At 62.3% G+C, this 17,598-nt stretch carries 12 protein-coding genes; 6 read left to right on the top strand and 6 right to left on the bottom strand.

The genetic code is table 11. The features are described 5' to 3' along the window. Positions 1-35: 35 nt before the first annotated feature. The 3 genes from HA46_RS09635 to HA46_RS09625 all read left to right on the top strand — a co-directional run bounded on the left by HA46_RS09635 (position 36) and on the right by HA46_RS09625 (position 4,710). On the top strand, positions 36-1,286 hold the full coding sequence (locus tag HA46_RS09635) for a mechanosensitive ion channel family protein (protein WP_033788991.1): 1,251 nt from the start codon (positions 36-38) through the stop codon (positions 1,284-1,286). Positions 1,287-1,470: 184 nt separating this feature from the next. Continuing rightward, positions 1,471-2,286: an inositol monophosphatase family protein gene (locus tag HA46_RS09630; RefSeq protein WP_084883919.1), complete on the top strand. Its 816-nt coding sequence runs from the start codon at positions 1,471-1,473 to the stop codon at positions 2,284-2,286. Positions 2,287-2,754: 468 nt separating this feature from the next. After that, positions 2,755-4,710 (top strand): acyltransferase family protein, encoded by a 1,956-nt coding sequence (locus tag HA46_RS09625; RefSeq protein WP_084883916.1) that lies wholly within the window; start codon positions 2,755-2,757, stop codon positions 4,708-4,710. A gap of 75 nt (positions 4,711-4,785) precedes the next feature. Here HA46_RS09625 and proY read toward each other — a convergent pair whose 3' ends face one another. The 6 genes from proY to phoB form a co-directional block, all read right to left on the bottom strand. Continuing rightward, positions 4,786-6,135 carry a proline-specific permease ProY gene (proY, locus tag HA46_RS09620; RefSeq protein WP_033752747.1) on the bottom strand — a complete coding sequence of 450 codons (1,350 nt, stop codon included), beginning with the start codon at positions 6,133-6,135 and terminating at the stop codon, positions 4,786-4,788. Between the two features lie 66 nt (positions 6,136-6,201). Beyond that, positions 6,202-7,521 (bottom strand): branched-chain amino acid transporter carrier protein BrnQ, encoded by a 1,320-nt coding sequence (brnQ, locus tag HA46_RS09615; RefSeq protein ID WP_033788777.1) that lies wholly within the window; start codon positions 7,519-7,521, stop codon positions 6,202-6,204. A gap of 401 nt (positions 7,522-7,922) precedes the next feature. Further along, complete coding sequence (locus tag HA46_RS09610; protein WP_084883913.1) at positions 7,923-9,026, bottom strand: cobalamin-independent methionine synthase II family protein; 1,104 nt, start codon at positions 9,024-9,026, stop codon at positions 7,923-7,925. 163 nt (positions 9,027-9,189) lie between these two features. Then, a complete protein-coding gene (locus HA46_RS09605) occupies positions 9,190-10,125 on the bottom strand; it encodes a PstS family phosphate ABC transporter substrate-binding protein (RefSeq protein WP_084883910.1) in 936 nt (311 codons plus the stop codon). An 18-nt stretch (positions 10,126-10,143) separates the two neighbouring features. Next, the gene (phoR, locus tag HA46_RS09600; protein WP_033788774.1) at positions 10,144-11,457 is read right to left on the bottom strand and encodes a phosphate regulon sensor histidine kinase PhoR; all 1,314 of its coding nucleotides are present in this window, start codon (positions 11,455-11,457) and stop codon (positions 10,144-10,146) included. A 14-nt stretch (positions 11,458-11,471) separates the two neighbouring features. After that, a complete protein-coding gene (gene phoB, locus HA46_RS09595) occupies positions 11,472-12,161 on the bottom strand; it encodes a phosphate response regulator transcription factor PhoB (RefSeq protein WP_033788773.1) in 690 nt (229 codons plus the stop codon). A 195-nt stretch (positions 12,162-12,356) separates the two neighbouring features. Between phoB and sbcD the strand changes: the two genes are divergently transcribed. The 3 genes from sbcD to HA46_RS09580 are packed head-to-tail and all read left to right on the top strand — an operon-like array spanning position 12,357 to position 17,595. Continuing rightward, positions 12,357-13,556, top strand: a complete 1,200-nt coding sequence (gene sbcD / locus HA46_RS09590; protein ID WP_084883907.1) for an exonuclease subunit SbcD — start codon at positions 12,357-12,359, stop codon at positions 13,554-13,556. Then, a complete protein-coding gene (locus HA46_RS09585; RefSeq protein WP_084883905.1) occupies positions 13,553-17,236 on the top strand; it encodes an AAA family ATPase in 3,684 nt (1,227 codons plus the stop codon). Before sbcD ends, HA46_RS09585 begins: the two co-directional genes overlap by 4 nt. Beyond that, positions 17,236-17,595 (top strand): cell envelope integrity protein TolA, encoded by a 360-nt coding sequence (locus HA46_RS09580; RefSeq protein WP_084883901.1) that lies wholly within the window; start codon positions 17,236-17,238, stop codon positions 17,593-17,595. The genes HA46_RS09585 and HA46_RS09580 overlap by 1 nt, the downstream gene beginning before the upstream one ends. The last annotated feature ends 3 nt before the right edge of the window (positions 17,596-17,598 follow it).

The following is a 17,598-nucleotide window of genomic DNA, read 5'->3' as shown; positions in this document are numbered from 1 at the left end:
TGGCGTAATTTTTTAATTAATAACAGGGAATGTTTATGCAGAATCTTATCGCGGGCTGGCTGATCCAGGCTGGCCTCACGCAATATACCTATACCGTTGCGCTTCTGATCGTCATTGCATTTATTATTTTAACTGCCGTTGTTATCCATTTTGTTCTGCATCGCGGCCTGCTGCCGATGCTGCGCCGTCACGCTAACGCCAGCTCTCGGCAGTGGCCGAAGGCGCTATTGGATAGTTACCTCTTCGATCGTTTCGTCTGGCTGATGCAGGGCGTACTCTTTAAGCTGCAAATCGAGGTTTTTCTGCACGGCAGCACGCCGTTTTATAGCCTGATAATGATTGCGATTCAGATCTGGATCATGATCTTCTCGCTGCTGATTTTCTTTTCGCTGCTCGATATGCTGCAGCGCCTGAGCGCCAGTAGCGCGCTGGCGCAGCAAATGCCGGTGCGCGGCATCGTGCAGAGCGTAAAGCTGATCGCCGCCGTTCTGATCGCCATCATGATCATATCCCTGCTGCTCGGGAAGTCGCCCAGTGTGCTCATCACCAGCCTGGGCGCGATGACCGCCGTGCTGATGCTGGTCTTTAAAGATCCGATACTGGGCCTGGTGGCGGGCATTCAGCTCTCGGCCAACAATATGCTGAAGGTGAACGACTGGCTGGAGATGCCTAAATATGGCGCTGACGGCTCAGTTATCGACATTAGTCTGACCACGGTAAAAGTGCGCAACTGGGATAACACTATCGTCACCATTCCTACCTACGCGCTGATCTCCGACTCATTCAAAAACTGGCGCGGCATGTCGGAGTCTGGCGGACGCCGCATCAAGCGCTGTATTAATATTGATACCACCAGTATCCATTTTCTGACTGAGGCGGAGCTGGAAACCCTGAAGTGCGCGGAGCTGCTGTCGCCTTATCTGGAGAGTAAAAGCCAGGAGGTGGCAAACTACAATGCGCAGTTAGCATGCGATCTTACGACGCCGCTAAACGGCCGTCGTCTGACGAACATCGGCACCTTCCGCGCCTGGTTAGAGAGCTGGCTGCGCGCGCATCCTCACATTCATAAAGGGATGACGCTTATGGTGCGGCAGCTAGCGCCAGGCGAAAACGGCCTTCCCGTGGAGATTTACGCCTTTACCAATACTACCGTCTGGCTGGAGTATGAGAATATTCAGTCCGACATTTTTGATCATGTCTTCGCCGTCCTGCCTGCCTTTGGCCTGCGTGTTCATCAGTCGCCTACCGGTAACGATATGCGTCAGATCGGCAGAATCAGCGAATAATCCTTTCTTGCTCCCGTCCGTGCGGCAAATAAAGCCCGCGGACGGATCTCACCTTCCTTGAAAGCAATTTTTATTTGCGGCTTAATGAAGCCTTTCTTATCTATGCTAACGATCATGACTGAGTCGGCTGCCTTCTGAGGCGGCTATAGCATTTCGCCGGGTTCAAAATCATAAGAGGGAAAGGATGTCATCCGCTTCGCAAACCGAAACAGACGCGCGTTACCACTATGCCTGTGAAATCGCCCGCGCGGCGGCCAGCCGCGCCTATGCCTGGTACCAGCAGCGCCAGCAGCTGGTGGTGGAACACAAGCGGGATTTACAGGATGTGGTCAGCGAGGCGGACCGCAACGTCGAAGAGCTGATTAAAACCCTGATTGCCGAACGCTTCCCGGACGATGCGGTGCTAGGGGAAGAGAGCGGCGGCGAGGTCGAGGGCGCGCGCTGGGTATGGGTGGTGGATCCCATCGACGGCACCGCCTGCTTCCTTAACGGCCTGCATAACTGGTGCGTATCCCTTGCCGTCTTGTGCGACGGCGAAGCGCTGATTGGCGTAATTTGCGATCCGAACCATCAGGAGCTGTTTCACGCGCGCGCGGGCCGCGGCGCGTGGGTCAACGAAACCCGCCTGCAGGCGCACGGCGCGCAGCATCTTAGCGAGGGGGTACTGGGATTAAGCAACTCCAGCCGCGCGCCGGCGGAACAGACCGCCGCATTCATTCAGAGCCTGCTTGCCGAGGGCGGCATGTTCGTTCGCATCGGTTCGGGCGCGCTCACCACCGCCTGGGCGGCGGCGGGCCGTCTGATCGGCTACTACGAAGCGCATATGAATCCCTGGGACAGCCTGCCGGGCATCGTGCTGATGCGCGAAGCGGGCGGCGTCACCAATGACTATCTCGCCAACGGCGGCCTGAAAAAGGGCAATCCGGTACTGCTCGCCAACCCGGTTATCTATGCGCAAATCAACGCGCTGCTCGGCCCTGACGCGATTGAAGAAACCTGAGGCAGAGACGCCTTAAGACAGGCGGCGCAATAGTCTGTAACGCAGAGAGTGCGGCGCGATCGCAAAATCCATCGCCCCCCTGCGCCTTCGGCCCGGCAACGGGCCAACGCGCCGCGTTGTTCAAACGCTTCCGGCCTGTCTGGCGTGCTTGCTCTCCGGGCCATGCTCTCCGCGTCCTCGCCTTCCCTTCCTGAGCTGCCTTTAGCCCGCCTGAACTATCGCCCTTTTATCCTTAACCGCCGCTGCACTGTTTTTTCAGCGCCACTGCGAAGTTTTCTATATTCGCGCCGACATGATTTCCCCGCGCTTTTTTGGCTTAAAATAAAGGCGTCAATCATCCCTTTATCATTATTTTTTTAATTTTGTCTTTTGCTTAATTCGGCGACTGGATTCGCCGATTTCTTTATGGGCGGCGCCAACGACATCAGCGGTGTTAAATACCTTTGTCGATACTCGGGGAATCCGATAATGAAAACGCTCTCATCACAGGATTATCGCGCAGATATCGACGGCCTGCGCGCAGTGGCGATCCTGCTGGTTGTCCTGTTTCACGCGGGCGTCAGCGCCCTGCCCGGCGGCTACGTCGGCGTCGACCTCTTCTTTGTTATTTCGGGCTTTCTTATCGGCGGCTCGCTCTACCGCGACTACGCTGCCGGCCAGTTCTCGCTCTATCGCTTCGCCGTGCGCCGTATTCGCCGCATCGCGCCCGCGCTGTTGACCATGCTATTCGGCCTGCTGTTTATCGGCTATTTCCTGCTTTCGCCACTGGAATATAGCCAGCTGGCGAAATACAGCTTTGGCGTCTTCCTTGCGGTGCCCAATATTATTCTGCTGAAAAGTGCGGATTATTTCAGCGCGCCGGCGGATTTAAATCCGCTGCTGATCACCTGGTCGCTCGGCATTGAAGAGCAGTTCTATCTTGTGCTGCCGATTATCATGCTGCTGGCAGCCAGAAAGCGCCTCTTATTATTCGCGGTAGTGGCGCTGCTGAGCCTGCTGTCGCTGGCGGGCTGCATCTGGCTGACGCCGCAAAACAGCTCGCAGGCCTTCTACCTGCTGCCGACGCGCGGCTGGGAGCTGGGCGCGGGCGTGCTGCTGGCGCTGTGGAGACCTCGGCCGATCGGCGGTCTGTGGGCTAACCTCTTCACGCTGGCCGGACTGGCGCTGATCGCCTTTTGCGCGCTCCGGCTCAACAACGGCGAAGGGTTTCCCGGCGGCCAGGCGCTGCTGCCGGTAATGGCGGCCTGCCTGCTGATCGCGGCGCGCAGCGCAATCAGCCGCCTGGCGCTGGAAAACGTCCCGATGCGCTTTATCGGCAAAATCTCTTACTCCTGTTACCTGTGGCACTGGCCGCTGCTGGCGCTGGCGCGCATCTGCAGCGACGGCCCGGTCAGCGTCAATCAGGGACTGAGCATCAGCGCGATAGCGCTCGGCGTCGCCTGGCTGTCGTGGCGCTGCGTTGAGCAGCCGTTCCGCCGCCCGGCCAGAGAGCCGCGCGCGGTCATTCCCGCCTATTGCCTGATCTCGGGCGCCGCCGCCGCCGCGATGGTCGGCCTGTGGAGCAGCGGCGGCCTTCCCTGGCGCGTCAACGATAAGGTGATCAGCGGCGAAGCCTACAAGATCGACGCTCAGGCCGATCCCTGCCTGGTCGATAGCGGCGCAGGCCTGCCTTCAGCCAGCGCGCACTGCCAGCCGAAGACGTCGCGTCCCGGCATCGCGCTGGTCGGCGACAGCCATGCGGCGGCGATGCGCAGCGCCGTCGCGCGCTACGCCGAGGCGCAGGACAAGCCGCTCTTTCAGCTAACGAAAGCCACCTGCCCGCTGCTGGCGGCGGGCGTCACGCGCGCGCTCTACCAGCAGCCGGCGCACGCCAGCCAGTGCGCGGCGTTCAACGCCGCCGTCATGCAAGAGCTGGTCAGCCCGCGCATCGACGAGGTGGTCATCGCCGCGTCCTGGGCGGCCGGAATAGAAACGCTGCCCGGCGCAGGCTACCGCGACATTCATCATCCCGACAGAGATAACCTCAGCGCGTTGAAACAGGGCATGGACGGGGTTATCGCCCAGCTGCGCCAGGCGGGTAAAAAAGTGGTATTGATCGAGGATGCGCCGTTGCTGTCGCTGGATCCCCTGCGCTACAGCAACAACCGCAACATGCCGCTGCGCCGCGAGCTGAGCCAGTGGCTGAGCGACTGGAAACCTCTGCCGACGCAGAACGCCCGCACCCGGCTCTACTCGCTGCCGGAAGCGGACGTGACGCAGCTGCTGCGCGGCTACGAACAGCGCGACGTGCGCGTGGTCTCGTTACAGGAAAACTTATGCAATCGCAGCGGCTGTCTGGTGACCTGGCAGGGCCTGCCGCTCTATTACGACGATAGCCATCTGAGTCCGCAGGGCGTGGAGATCGCGCTGGGCAGCCGCTGGTAGCGCCTTTAACCCTGCGCCCTAAAGCAAAACGGCCCGCGCAATCTCTTGCGCGGGCCGTTTTCGTCTTATCGCGATTTAAGACTTACGCACCAGCTTATAGCCCGCCAGCAGCAGCACGATCCACACCAGTCCCACATAGAGCGAAATACGCGTATCCGGGAAGTAGCCGATCAGCGCGATAATAAAGCCCAGGAACAGCACGCCGAACAGCGAGGTCCAGATGCCGCCCGGCACCGCGAACTGCAGCTTGCTCGCCGCCTCTTTGCCGATCTTGCGGCGGAAAGCGATCTGCGACAGCAGGATCATAATCCACACCCAGACGGTGGCGAAGGTTGCCAGCGAGGCGATAACCAGGAAGACTTTCTCCGGCATCAGATAGTTGAGATAGACCGCGATCAGCATCGCCGCCATCATCACCACCACCGTCACCCAGGGAATACCGCGCGCGGACACCTTCATAAACATCTTCGGCGCGTGGCCCTGCTGCGCCATACCGTGCAGCATACGTCCTACGCCGAACACATCGCTGTTGATCGCCGACAGCGAGGCCGTCAGCACCACGAAATTCAGGATAGAGGCGGCCGCCGCAATACCGAGATGCTGGAAGGTCAGCACGAAAGGCGAGCCGTTGGTGCCGACCTGATTCCAGGGATAGATCGACATAATCACGAACAGCGTGCCGACGTAAAACACCAGAATGCGCATCGGCACCGAGTTAATGGCGCGCGGAATCGACTGCGCCGGATCTTTGGCTTCGCCGGCGGTAATGCCGATAATCTCGATGCCGCCGTAGGCGAACATCACCATCTGCAGCGACAGCAGCATGCCGACGATACCGTGGGCGAAGAAGCCGCCGTTGCTCCACAGGTTATGAATGCCGGTCGGCTGTCCGCCGTTGCCGATGCCCCAGAAAATCATCGCGAAACCGGCGACGATCATTACCACAATGGTGGCGACCTTGAAGAAAGAGAACCAGAATTCGACTTCGCCGAACACCTTAACGCTCATCAGGTTAACGGCGCCGATAATCAGCACCACGCTCAGCACCCAGATCCAGTGCGGCACCTCAGGAAACCAGACGCCCATATAGATGCCGAAGGCGGTCACGTCGGCAATGGCGACGATCAGGATCTCAAAGCAGTAGGTCCAGCCGGTGATATAGCCCGCCAGCGGCCCGAGATAGTCCTGCGCATAGCGCGAAAACGAGCTGGCCTGCGGGTTATTCACCGACATCTCGCCGAGCGCGCGCATGATGATATAGGCCACCGCGCCGCCGATAATATAGGCGAGCAGCACGCTCGGCCCCGCCATCTTGATGGCATCCGCCGACCCGTAGAACAGTCCGGTGCCAATCGCCGATCCCAGCGCCATAAAACGGATATGGCGCGTGCTCAGTCCGCGTTTGAGCTTGTTGGTTTCTTGCATAACAACCTGTACCTGTAAAAGAAAAACCACGGGCAAGCCCGTGGTCAGAGAAAACAGCGGCGGCGGTTACGAGTGCGCCGTAACCTGCTCGCGTCCTTTGACGCGATCCACAATCGCCGCGATCAGCAGCATCACCAGCGCGGGCGGCAGCCAGGCGAGTCCCTGGTCCGCCAGCGGCAGCTGCTGGCTGAACGCCGGCAGCATATCTTTAAAGCTGGTGGTTTTCACTCCGTCGATAATGCCGAAAATCAGGCTGACCAGCATGGTCGGCGCAACCAGACGGCTGCTCTTGTTCCACCAGTTCAGGGTGAAACTCAGCACGATCAGCACGATACACGGCGGATAGATCGCCGTCAGCACCGGAATCGAAATCTGAATCAGATGGCTCAGGCCGAGGTTCGACACCACCATTGAGAACAGACCCAGAATAAAGACCAGTGCTTTATACGACAACGGCAGGTATTGCGCAAAAAATTCCGCACAGGCGCAGGTCAGACCGACCGCCGTGACCATACAGGCGACGAAAATCAGCGCTGCCAGGAAGAAACTGCCCATGCCGCCGAAGGTCTGCTGCACGTAGGCGTGCAGGATGGCCGCGCCGTTCGCGCTCTGCGCCACCAGCGCGCCGCTGCCGTTGCCGAGCTTAAACAGGCTGAGATAAACCAGCGTCAGGCCGATGCCGGCGATCAGGCCCGCCATCACGGTATAGCGCGTCAGCAGGCTGGCGCTCTCAACGCCGCGCGAGCGCGCCGCGTTGACGATAACGATACCGAACACCAGTGCGCCAAGCGTATCCATAGTGAGATAGCCATTGACGAAGCCGCTGGAGAAGGCGGCGCGCTGATAGTCTTCGGTAGCAGGCGCGATGGTGCCCGCCGGCCAGATCAGCGCGGCGACGCCGAGCACCGTCAGCGCGACGATTTTCAGGGGCGCGAGGAAGTGGCCCACGGTATCCAGCAGCTTGCCGGGATAGAGCGAAACGCCAATCACCAGCGCGAAATAGATAAAGCTGTAGACAAACAGCGGCAGCGCGCCGTCGCCGGTCAGCGGCGCGATGCCCATCTCGAACGATACGGTCGCGGTGCGCGGCGTGGCGAACAGCGGGCCGACCGCCAGATAGCAGACGGTGGCCAGCAGCAGTCCGGCGCCCTTGCCGATAGGGGTGCTGAGCGCGTCGACGCCGCCGCCGACGCGCGCCAGCGCGATAACGGTCATTACCGGCAGGCCGACGGCGGTGAGTAAAAAGCCAATGGCGGCCGTCCAGACATGTTCGCCAGACTGAATACCGACCATTGGCGGGAAAATAATGTTACCCGCGCCGACAAACAGGGCAAACGTCATAAAGCCCAGCGCGAGGATATCCTTCGAGGTTAAACGATGTGTCATACAACTGTATTGCCTGTTACGAGTGTTGCGGTGGAAGTTGGGTTTATGTTGTCCCCAGACCGCGCGTTGACAACGATTTAGCGCGCAATGCCAGCGCATCGTGCTTGCCTTAATCGTGTCGCGCAGGTGAATTAAGCTGCTTTTGTTCTGTTCACAAGTGGGATGCTACGACAACGGCCGTAAGTAGAACGTTTATAGCGGAGAAAGGCAATACGGGATCGGAAAACCAGAAGGTTATGACGGAAAACAGAGCAAAAATAGTGAATATCTCGGATATATCTCCGCAGGGCATCAGATGATGTGCTTATTTTTTCTGCAGCGCGTAAGAAATTTCAGCGTAAGTGTACGGCATGATGCACAAAAGGCGCGTTTTACGCGCCTGTTTGCACAAGTTTACAGCATTACCACACCTGTCCGGCGATATCGACCACCAGGCGAATCTTCGCCCACTGCTGCTCTTCGCTCAGGCTGTTGCCCTCTTCTGTCGAGGCAAAGCCGCACTGCGGGCTGAGACAGATCTGGTCAAGGCTGACGAACTTCGCCGCCTCCTGCAGACGCGCCTTCACCTGCGCCGGATCTTCCAGCTCGCCGTTTTTAGTGGTCACCAGGCCCAGCACCACTTTCTGGTGGCCTGGCTTGATAAAGCGCAGAGGCTCGAAGCCGCCGGCGCGCTCGTTGTCATACTCCAGGAAGAAAGCGTCGATGTTCACGCCGCCGAACAGAATCTCTGCCACCGGCTCATAGCCGCCTTCAGAGATCCAGGTAGAGCGGAAGTTGCCGCGGCAGACGTGCAGGCCCACGGTAAGATCGGCGGGCTTGCCCTCCAGCGCTTTGTTGAGCACGCGGGCGTAGGTCTGCGCCAGCTGCTCGGGATCGTCGCCGCGCTCGCGGATTTGACGCTTTTGATCTTCCGAGCAGAGATAGGCCCAGACGGTATCGTCCAGCTGCAGATAGCGGCAGCCCGCATCGTAAAAGGCTTTGATCGCCGTTTTATAGGTGTCGGCCAGGTCGTCGAAGTAGTCCGCCAGATCGGGATAGACGTTTTCGTCGATCACTTTGCGGCCGCCGCGGAAGTGCAGCACGCTCGGGCTGGGGATGGTCATCTTCGGCACCGCGTCGCCCGCGACGCTCTGCAGGAAGCGAAAATGCTCCAGCATCGGGTGATCGCGGAAGCCCAGCTTGCCCACGACGCGCACGCCGTGCGCTTTGGTCTGGACGCCGTTGAACTGAATGCCCTGCTCCGCTTCGAACAGCTCGACGCCCTCCAGGCCGCCGAAAAAGTCGAAGTGCCACCAGGCGCGGCGGAATTCCCCGTCGGTCACCACCTGCAGCCCGTTGGCGATCTGCTTGCTGACGACGTCGCGGATCGCTTCATCTTCGATACGGGTCAGCTGGGTTTTATCAATCTGGCCGGCGGCATACTGCTCGCGCGCGTTTTTGATGGCGGCGGGACGCAGGAAGCTGCCGACGGTATCGGCGCGGAACGGGGCGGTCTGTGCGGTCATCTTCACTCCTGGCACCCTGACCGTTAATCACGGCAGGGAATAATTTCGCTAAGTTATATATAGCCATCTGGATGGCTAAACGTCTGTAGACAGATTGGCACGCGCCCGCCTTATCTGCAACAGAAGAAATTTCAGCGGAGTTGAAAAAAATTCACGTTAGCGTTTACTTCGCCTCTATCGCAGACAGAGCCTGATCGCGTTGCGCCGCCGACAGCGGAAGATAGCCCGCCTCGCTGACGCGGCGCTGGCCCTGCGGCGAAAGCACCTGATGAAGAAAGGCGTTTACCAGCGGCGGCAGCGGCTTGCCCGGGGGCTTATTGACATAGATATAGAGCGGGCGCGCCCAGGGATAACGGCCGCTGCGGATAGAATCGGCGTCCGGCGCCACCGTCGCGCCCTGCGCGTCAGTGACGGCCAGCATCTTCACGCCGCTCAGGTGGAAACCGAAGCTGGCGTAGCCGATGCTGCGCGGATTGGCGGCGACCGCCTGCACCACGGCGGCCGAGCCGGGAAACTCTGCCACGTCGGCGCGAAAATCGCCGTTGCACAACGCCTGCTGCTTGAAAAAGCCCCAGGTGCCCGAGGCGGAGTTGCGTCCGTAGCGCTGAATCGGTCGCCGCGCCCAGTCGGGCTGCCGCACGCCCATATCGCCCCAGCGCGCTGGCACCTGCGGCGCGCCGCACAGGCGCGTCACGGAAAAGATGGCGTCGAGCTGGCGCATATCGATCTGCGTCAGCGGATTGCGCTGATTGACCACCACCACCAGCGCGTCGAGCGCCACCGGCACGGCGAGCGGGGGGTAGCCATAGCGCGCCTGAAAGGTTTGCCGCTCTTCCGCCTGCATCGGGCGGCTCATCGGCCCGAGCTGCGCGGCACCCGCCGCCAGCGCGGTCGGCGCGGTGGAGGAGCCGGAGGCCTGCACCTGTAGATTGACGCCCGGCGCCCGCGCGCTGAAATCTTCGCTCCACAGCATCATCAGCGTTCCCAGCGTGTCTGAGCCGACGCTGCTGAGGTTGCCGGTGAGCATTTCGGGCTGAGGCGCCGCCGCCAGCGTCAGCGCGGGCGAAAAGAGAGAAAGCAACAGCAGCAAGGCGCGCATGAGAGGTTCCATTAACGGTTAATGGACGGCATTCTCCTGCAATCCCGCGCTAACGATCAACCTTGACGGCAGGGTAAAGGTAAAACAGGTCTCTTTATCGGGAATGCTGGTGATCTCCAGTCGCGCATTATGGTGGCTAAGGGCGTGCTTGACGATCGCCAGCCCCAGTCCGCTGCCGCCGGTGGCGCGCGAGCGCGCTTTATCCACGCGGTAGAAGCGCTCCGTCAGGCGCGGCAGGTGCTCGGCTGAAATCCCCGGCCCGTTGTCGCAGACTTTGAACTGCGCCCCCTGCCGGCTGCGCAGCCAGCTGATGTCGATGCGCGTGCCTTCTGGCGTATGGTTGACCGCGTTGTAAACCAGGTTAGAGAGGGCGCTGCGCAGCTGATCGTCGTCGCCGAGCACCTTGAGATGCGGATCGGTATGGAAGTGGATCTGGTGACGGCCGCCGCTCAGCGTCTCCGCTTCGCGCTGCAGCAGGTGCAACATCATCGGCACGTCCACCGTCTCTTTCATGTCGATGGCCGGCGCCGCCTCGATGCGCGACAGCGTCAGCAGCTGGCGCACCAGGCTGTCCATGCGGCGCGTCTGCTCCTGCATGGTCTGCAGCGCTTTGCCGCGCGAGCGCTCGTTCATCACCGAGTCGTTCATCATCTCCAGATAGCCCTGCAGCACCGTCAGCGGCGTGCGCAGCTCATGGCTGACGTTGGCAAAGAAGTTGCGGCGCGCCCCTTCCAGCTGGTGCATCTGCGTCACGTCACGCGCCACCATCAGCCACTGGCCCTCGCTGTAGGGCATGATGCGAAACTCCATATGGCGCTGATTATTAAGAATTAAGGTGAGCGGCTTGTTGAAATCGCGCTGGCGAATATAGCGGGAGAACTCCGGATAGCGCAGCAGGTTGAGGATATTCTGGCCGTTATCTTCCGGCCAGCGCAGGCCGAGATGCTGCTGCGCCAGACCGTTGCACCAGAAAATGGCGCCCTCTTCCGTGGTAAGCACCACCGCGTCGGGCAGCGTCTCGGCGCCGCTGCGGAAGCGTTTGATCAGGTTGCCCAGCTCGCGCCGCCGCCGCCGGTTGCGCAGCTGCATCTGATAGAGGCCGTAAAACAGCGGCTCCCAGCTCGCCTGTCCGGTGGGCGGCGTCATGGTGCGATCGACCCACAGCCAGTGCGACAGCCGCATCAGATTATAGAAGTGCCACAGCAGCATCCCTAGCAAACTGATCAGCAGCAGCCAGGGCAGATAGCCGAAAATCAAACCGATAATCAGCGCCGGCAGGCAGGCCAGCGCCAGCTCGAAGAGCAGTCTCTTCCAGGAGAGTCGTTCCAGCACGGTAAAGACTCCGTTTAGTAGCGGGCGGAGAAACGATACCCCGTTCCGCGAACGGTTTGAACCATGCGATCGTGGCCGGAAACTTCCAGCGCCTTACGTAAGCGGCGGATATGCACGTCGACGGTGCGATCTTCCACATAGACATTGGTGCCCCAGACGTGGTTCAGCAGCTGCTCGCGGCTGTAGACGCGTTCGGGATGGGTCATAAAGAAGTGCAGCAGCTTATACTCGGTCGGGCCCATCTCAAGCGGCGTCGACTCCGACATCACGCGGTGCGACGAAGGGTCCAGGCTCAGGCCCTGCATCTCGATCACCTCTTCCACCGCCATCGGCGAAATGCGGCGCATAACCGCCTTGATGCGCGCCATCAGCTCCTTCGGCGAGAAAGGCTTGGTGATGTAGTCGTCCGCGCCCACTTCCAGACCGCGCACGCGATCTTCCTCTTCGCCGCGCGCCGTCAGCATCATCACCGGAATATCCCGCGTCAGGGCTTCGCGCTTGAGGTGCTTGATAAACTGAATGCCGCTGCCGCCCGGCAACATCCAGTCCAGCAGAATTAAATCTGGCCAGGGCTCAATCAGTTTCCCTACCGCGCTGTCATAATCCTCGGCCTCAATGGGCTGGTAGTCGTTCTGCTCCAGAACAAAGCACAACATTTCACGGATAGGGGCTTCATCTTCCACAACCAAAATGCGCTTAGCCATTGCAACTCCTGCTGATGTGACTGCTGTCACCGTTATATGCGGCGCCATTATGCGTCAGATTTATGACACTTTTATGAAAAACATAGCCGCTTAATCAGCGCGTTAACACTGCTTTATGACAGCCGGCGCAGCTTTTTTCGCTTTTGCGCCATAGCCGGTATAATCCTCCGGCAAACCATTACCGCAGGGAGTTTTATGCGCATCATTCATACCGCGGACTGGCACCTCGGTCAGTTTTTCTATAACAAGAGCCGGGCGGCCGAGCACCAGGCCTTTCTCGACTGGCTGCTGGCGCGCATCGAGGAGCATCAGGTCGATGCGCTGATCGTCGCGGGCGACCTCTTCGATAGCGGCGCGCCGCCAAGCTACGCGCGCGAGCTCTTTAACCGTTTCGTGGTGGCGTTGCAGCCGACCGGCTGCCAGCTGGTGGTGCTGGCGGGCAATCACGACTCGGTCGCCACGCTCAACGAGTCGCGCGCCCTGCTCGCCTGCCTGAATACCCAGGTGATCACCACGCCGCAGGCGGATCACAATCTGTTGCTGCTGCGCGACCGCGCCGGCGAACCGGGCGCGCTGCTCTGCGCCATTCCCTATCTGCGGCCGCGCGATATTATGCGCAGCCGCGCGGGCCAGTCGGGGCGCGAGAAGCAGCTCAGCCTGCTGGAGGCAATCGCCGCGCACTATCAGCGCAGCGTCGACGCGGCGCGCGCGCATCCGCTGGCGCTGCCGGTGATCGCCACCGGCCATCTCACCACCGTCGGCGTCAGCAAAAGCGATTCGGTGCGCGATATCTATATCGGCACGCTCGACGCCTTTCCCGCGTCGGCTTTTCCCGACGTCGACTACGTGGCGCTCGGCCATATCCATCGCCCCCAGCGCGTCGCCAACAGCGATCATATTCGCTACAGCGGCTCGCCGATCCCCCTCAGCTTCGACGAGCTCGGCAGCGAGAAAAGCGTCTTTTTGCTGGAGCTGAATCGCGCCGGTTTGCAGAGCGTGACGCCGCTGCCCGTTCCGCCGTTCCAGCCGATGAAAATGCTGAAAGGCTCGCTGGCGGAGATCGAGGCGCAGCTGGCGCCCTTTGCCGACCATCAGGGCGACAAGCCGGTATGGCTCGATATTGAGGTGACGACCCAGGAATTTCTCAGCGATCTGCAGCGCCGCGTCGAGGCGCTGACCGCCGATCTGCCGGTCGAGGTCCTGCTGCTGCGCCGCAGCCGCGAACAGCGCCAGCACAGCCTGGCGCAGCTAAAAAACGAAACCCTGAGCGAGCTAAAAGTGGAAGAGGTCTTTGCCCGCCGCATCGCGCTGGCGGAGGATATCGAAGAATCCGAGCATGCGCGCCTCAGCGCCCTGTTCCGCTCCACCCTCGCCTCGCTTGAGGAGAGCGAATGAAAATCCTCACGCTGCGCTTTAAAAACCTGAACGCGCTGAAAGGCGAATGGTTTATCGACTTTCGCGCTGAACCCTTCGCCAGCAACGGTCTGTTCGCCATAACCGGCGCGACCGGCGCAGGCAAAACCACCCTGCTCGACGCCATCTGTCTGGCGCTCTATCACCAGACGCCGCGCCTCGGCGTGCTGTCTCAGACGCAAAACGGTCTGATGACGCGCGACACCGCCGAATGCCTCGCCGAAGTGGAGTTCGAGATCAAAGGCGAAGCCTGGCGCGCCTTCTGGAGCCAGAACCGCGCGCGCGGCGCGGCCGACGGCAAGCTGCAGGCGCCGCGCGTCGAGCTGGCGCGCTGCATCGACGACAAAATCTTCGCGGACAAGGTCAACGACAAACTAAAACTGATCGAGTCGCTGTCGGGCCTCGACTTCGAGCGCTTTACCCGCTCGATGATGCTGTCGCAGGGGCAGTTCGCCGCCTTCCTCAACGCGAAGCCCGGCGAGCGCGCCGAACTGCTGGAGGAGCTGACCGGCACCGAGATCTACGGCCAGATCTCCGTCGCCATCTACGAGCGTCACAAGGCGGCGCGGCAGGCGCTGGAGAACCTGCGCAGCCGCGCCGGCACCCTGGCGCTGCTCGACGCCGAGGCGCGCGACGCGCTGCAGCAGCAGCTGGCCGCGCTGACCGAAGCGGAGCAGGCGCTGACTCAGCAGAACGACAGCCTGCGCAGGCAGCATCAGTGGCTGACCCAGGCGCAGCAGCTCGACAGCGATATTCAGGCCGCGCAGGCCGCGCTGGAGGCGGCGGAACTGGCGTGGCGCGACGCGGAAGCGGATCGCCAGCGGCTGGTGCGCAGCGAGCCGGCGGAGAAGCTGCGCGATAAATTAGCTCAGCGCGATAGCCTGCTGCATGAGCAGCAGCGCCTGCAGCAGACGCAGCAGCAGCTCACACAGCAGCGCCAGGCCGCCGAGCAGCAAACGCAGAGCGACCTGCGCCGCCGCGAGGCGGCCCAGACGGCGCGCGACGCCGCGCTGCGCGAGCAGCAGGCGCAGGAGACGCTGCTGACAGAACAGGTGATGCCGCTCGACCAGCAGATCGCCGCCCTGCTGGCGCAGGCGCAGCAGCAGCGGCAGGAAAGCGAGCAGCAGCAGCAGGCGCTGACGCAAAGCGCGCGCGCGCTGCAGCAGGAAACGGCACAGCGCGACAGCCTGCAGGCCGCGCTGGCGAAACAGCAGCAGTGGCGCGCGGATCAGGGCGCGCTGCCGCAGTGGGGCCCTTCGCTGGCGCTATGGCAGGAGCGCTTCGCCCAGCTGACGCAGCGCGAAAACGCGCTGGAGGCGCTGCGCGAGCAGCAGCGTCTTCAGCAGCAGAGGCTGGCGCAGCGGCAGGCGGAGATCGCCCGCCTGGAGCAGCAGGCAACGCCGCTGAGCCAGGCCGAACAGCAGGCGGCGAGCGCCCTGGAGCAGGCGCAACAGGCGCTGGACGATCTGGAGCAGCGCCATCCGCCGCAGGCGCTGCAGGCCAGCCTGGCGCAAAGCGAGACGAGGCGCCCGCTGCGCCAGCAGTTGGTGGTGCTCGCCTCACAGTGGACACCGCTGCATCAGCATCTCGCCGCGCGTCAGCAGCGCCTCGTCGCGCTAGAAAAGACGCTGCAACAGGATGACGAAACGCTGCAGACGCTGCGCGCCGCCTTCGCGCGCGAGAAGGCGTCGCTGGCCGATATCAAAAAGATCTGCGAGCTGGAGCAGCATATCGCCGATCTGGCAGCCTGGCGCGCACGCCTGGAACCCGAGCAGCCGTGCCCGCTGTGCGGCTCGTGCCAGCACCCGGCGGTCGAGCGCTACGCCGCGCTGCAGCTGAGCGAGAACCAGCGACGGCTGGCCGAACAGGAGCTGCAGGTCGAGGCGCTGCGCGAACAGGGCATTAAAAAAGGCGAGGCCGTTAAGCAGGCGAAGGCCGAACGGCAGCGGCTGCAGGAGGAACTGGCGGCAGATGCCCAACAGCTGGATGATCTAACCCAGCAATGGCAGGCTCTACAGCGTGAGCTAGCGCTCACATTCGATGCGGGAGACAGCGCCGCGCTGGCTGCCTGGCAGCAGCAGCAAAGCAGCGAGGAGCAGCAGCTGCAGCAGCTGATGCGTCAGCAGGAGAGCGCCGCGCGCCAGCGCCAGCAGGCGAAAGATGAGCATCTGCGCCATCAGCAGGCGCTGCAGCAGCATCAGCAGCAGCTTCAGCTGGCCCAGCAAACGCTCACTAACCTGCAAGAGGGCGCGACGACGCTGGCGCAGCGTCTGGAACAGGAAGAGCGCGACTGGGGACAGCGCCGCGACGCGCTGCATCAGGCGCTGACAGACGCCGGTCTCGCCCTGCCCGACGCGGCGTCGCGCGACGGCTGGCTGCAACAGCAGCAGCAGCGCTGGCGACAGTGGAACGAGAGCGAGCAGCAGATTGCCCAACTTCAGCCGCAGCTGGCGCGCGCCGAGGCGCAGTGCAGCAGCCTGCAGCAGCGCGTTGAGAGCGAACGGCAGCGGCTCGACGCCCTGCAGCAGCAGCGCGCGCAAAGCGACGCGACGCTGGCGCAGCAGCGCGCGACGCGGCAGGCGCTGTTCGGCGATAGCGACGTCGCCGCAGCGCGGCGGCAGACGCAGGCGCAGATCCAGCAGCAGGAGGCCGCCCTCGCCGCCGCGCTGGAGGCGCTGCAGAAAACCCAGAGCCACCTCAGCCAGCTGGCCGGGCGCGCCGCAGAGCTCGACGCGCAGCAGGAAAAAGTCAGCCGAGGGCTGCACGAGGCGCAACAGTTGTTCAGCGCCGCGCTGGCCGCCGCCGGCTTTGACGACGAAGCCAGCCTGCGCGCCGCGCTGCTGGAGGAAGAAGAGGCGCGCGCGCTGCGCAGCCGGTTACAGCAGCTTGAGCAGCAGCGCCAGGCGCTGCAGGCACAGCGGCAGCAGCTGGCCCAGCGTCGGGCGGCGCATCAGCAAAGCCGGCCCGAGGGCACGGCGGAAAACGCCGCCGCGCTGGAAGCGCAGCTTGAAGCGCTGCGTCTGGCGCTGCGGGACAATGCGCGCCAGCAGGGCGAGGCGCAACAGCAGCTTCAGAGCGACGCGCGCCTGCGCGAACAGCAGCAAAGCCTGATGATGCAGATCGAAGAGGATGAAGCGGCGCTGGCCCAGTTGAGCCAGCTAAACGATCTTATCGGCTCCGCCAGCGGCGACAAATTCCGCCGCTTCGCGCAGGGGCTGACGCTGGATCACCTGGTGGCGCTCGCTAACCGCCAGCTCGATCGGCTTCACGGCCGCTATCTGCTGCAGCGCCGCGCCAGCGACGCGCTTGAGCTGGACGTGATCGATACCTGGCAGGCGGACGCCGCGCGCGACACCCGCACCCTTTCGGGCGGCGAAAGTTTTCTGGTCAGCCTGGCGCTGGCGCTGGCACTTTCAGATTTAGTCAGCGTGAAAACCCGCATAGAGTCTTTGTTTCTCGACGAGGGCTTCGGTACGCTGGACGCCGAAACGCTCGACACCGCGCTGGACGCGCTGGACGCGCTTAACGCCAGCGGCAAAACCATCGGCGTCATCAGCCACGTCGAGGCGATGAAAGAGCGCATTCCGGTACAGATTCGGGTGCGCAAGATTAACGGGCTGGGCTACAGCAAACTGGAACTGCCCCGCGCTCAGGAGGCGTAATGAAAACAGGCATGGCGCTGCTGCTCGCCAGCGCGCTGCTGGCGGGATGCAGCAGCAAACCGCAAAGCAATCTCAGCTGCGACCGCTCTTACTCGGCGGCGCAGTGCGACTATCTGCGCGACGTTCAGCTCCAGCTGATCGACAGCTTCAACAGCAGCGTCGCGCCGCGCTATCCCGGCCAGACCTGTCTGGTGTCGGCGCACCGCCGCGCCGACGGCGGCTACAGCGTGCTGCGCACCGAAGGCGACGAAGCGCTCTGCCTGCGCGCCTGGCAACAGGTCAGCAGCGCGCGCAACCTGCCGCTGCCGCCGGTCGGCGTGCCCGAGGACTGGCAGTTTCCCTTCGGCGCGACGCGGTAGCCT

The sequence above is a fragment of the Pantoea septica genome (assembly GCF_002095575.1).
GTDB classification, from domain to species: Bacteria; Pseudomonadota; Gammaproteobacteria; order Enterobacterales; family Enterobacteriaceae; genus Pantoea; species Pantoea septica.
This window is presented reverse-complemented; position numbering and strand designations above follow the sequence as displayed.

What these genes read in the sequence shown, in the direction of transcription:
- HA46_RS09625 (WP_084883916.1), top strand. Translation starts at nt 2,755, where the DNA reads ATGAAAACGCTCTCATCACAGGATTATCGCGCAGATATCGACGGCCTG.
- HA46_RS09585 (WP_084883905.1), top strand. Translation starts at nt 13,553, where the DNA reads ATGAAAATCCTCACGCTGCGCTTTAAAAACCTGAACGCGCTGAAAGGC.
- brnQ (WP_033788777.1), bottom strand. Translation starts at nt 7,521, where the DNA reads ATGACACATCGTTTAACCTCGAAGGATATCCTCGCGCTGGGCTTTATG.
- HA46_RS09605 (WP_084883910.1), bottom strand. Translation starts at nt 10,125, where the DNA reads ATGCGCGCCTTGCTGCTGTTGCTTTCTCTCTTTTCGCCCGCGCTGACG.
- HA46_RS09580 (WP_084883901.1), top strand. Translation starts at nt 17,236, where the DNA reads ATGAAAACAGGCATGGCGCTGCTGCTCGCCAGCGCGCTGCTGGCGGGA.
- HA46_RS09610 (WP_084883913.1), bottom strand. Translation starts at nt 9,026, where the DNA reads ATGACCGCACAGACCGCCCCGTTCCGCGCCGATACCGTCGGCAGCTTC.
- HA46_RS09635 (WP_033788991.1), top strand. Translation starts at nt 36, where the DNA reads ATGCAGAATCTTATCGCGGGCTGGCTGATCCAGGCTGGCCTCACGCAA.
- phoB (WP_033788773.1), bottom strand. Translation starts at nt 12,161, where the DNA reads ATGGCTAAGCGCATTTTGGTTGTGGAAGATGAAGCCCCTATCCGTGAA.
- proY (WP_033752747.1), bottom strand. Translation starts at nt 6,135, where the DNA reads ATGCAAGAAACCAACAAGCTCAAACGCGGACTGAGCACGCGCCATATC.
- HA46_RS09630 (WP_084883919.1), top strand. Translation starts at nt 1,471, where the DNA reads ATGTCATCCGCTTCGCAAACCGAAACAGACGCGCGTTACCACTATGCC.
- sbcD (WP_084883907.1), top strand. Translation starts at nt 12,357, where the DNA reads ATGCGCATCATTCATACCGCGGACTGGCACCTCGGTCAGTTTTTCTAT.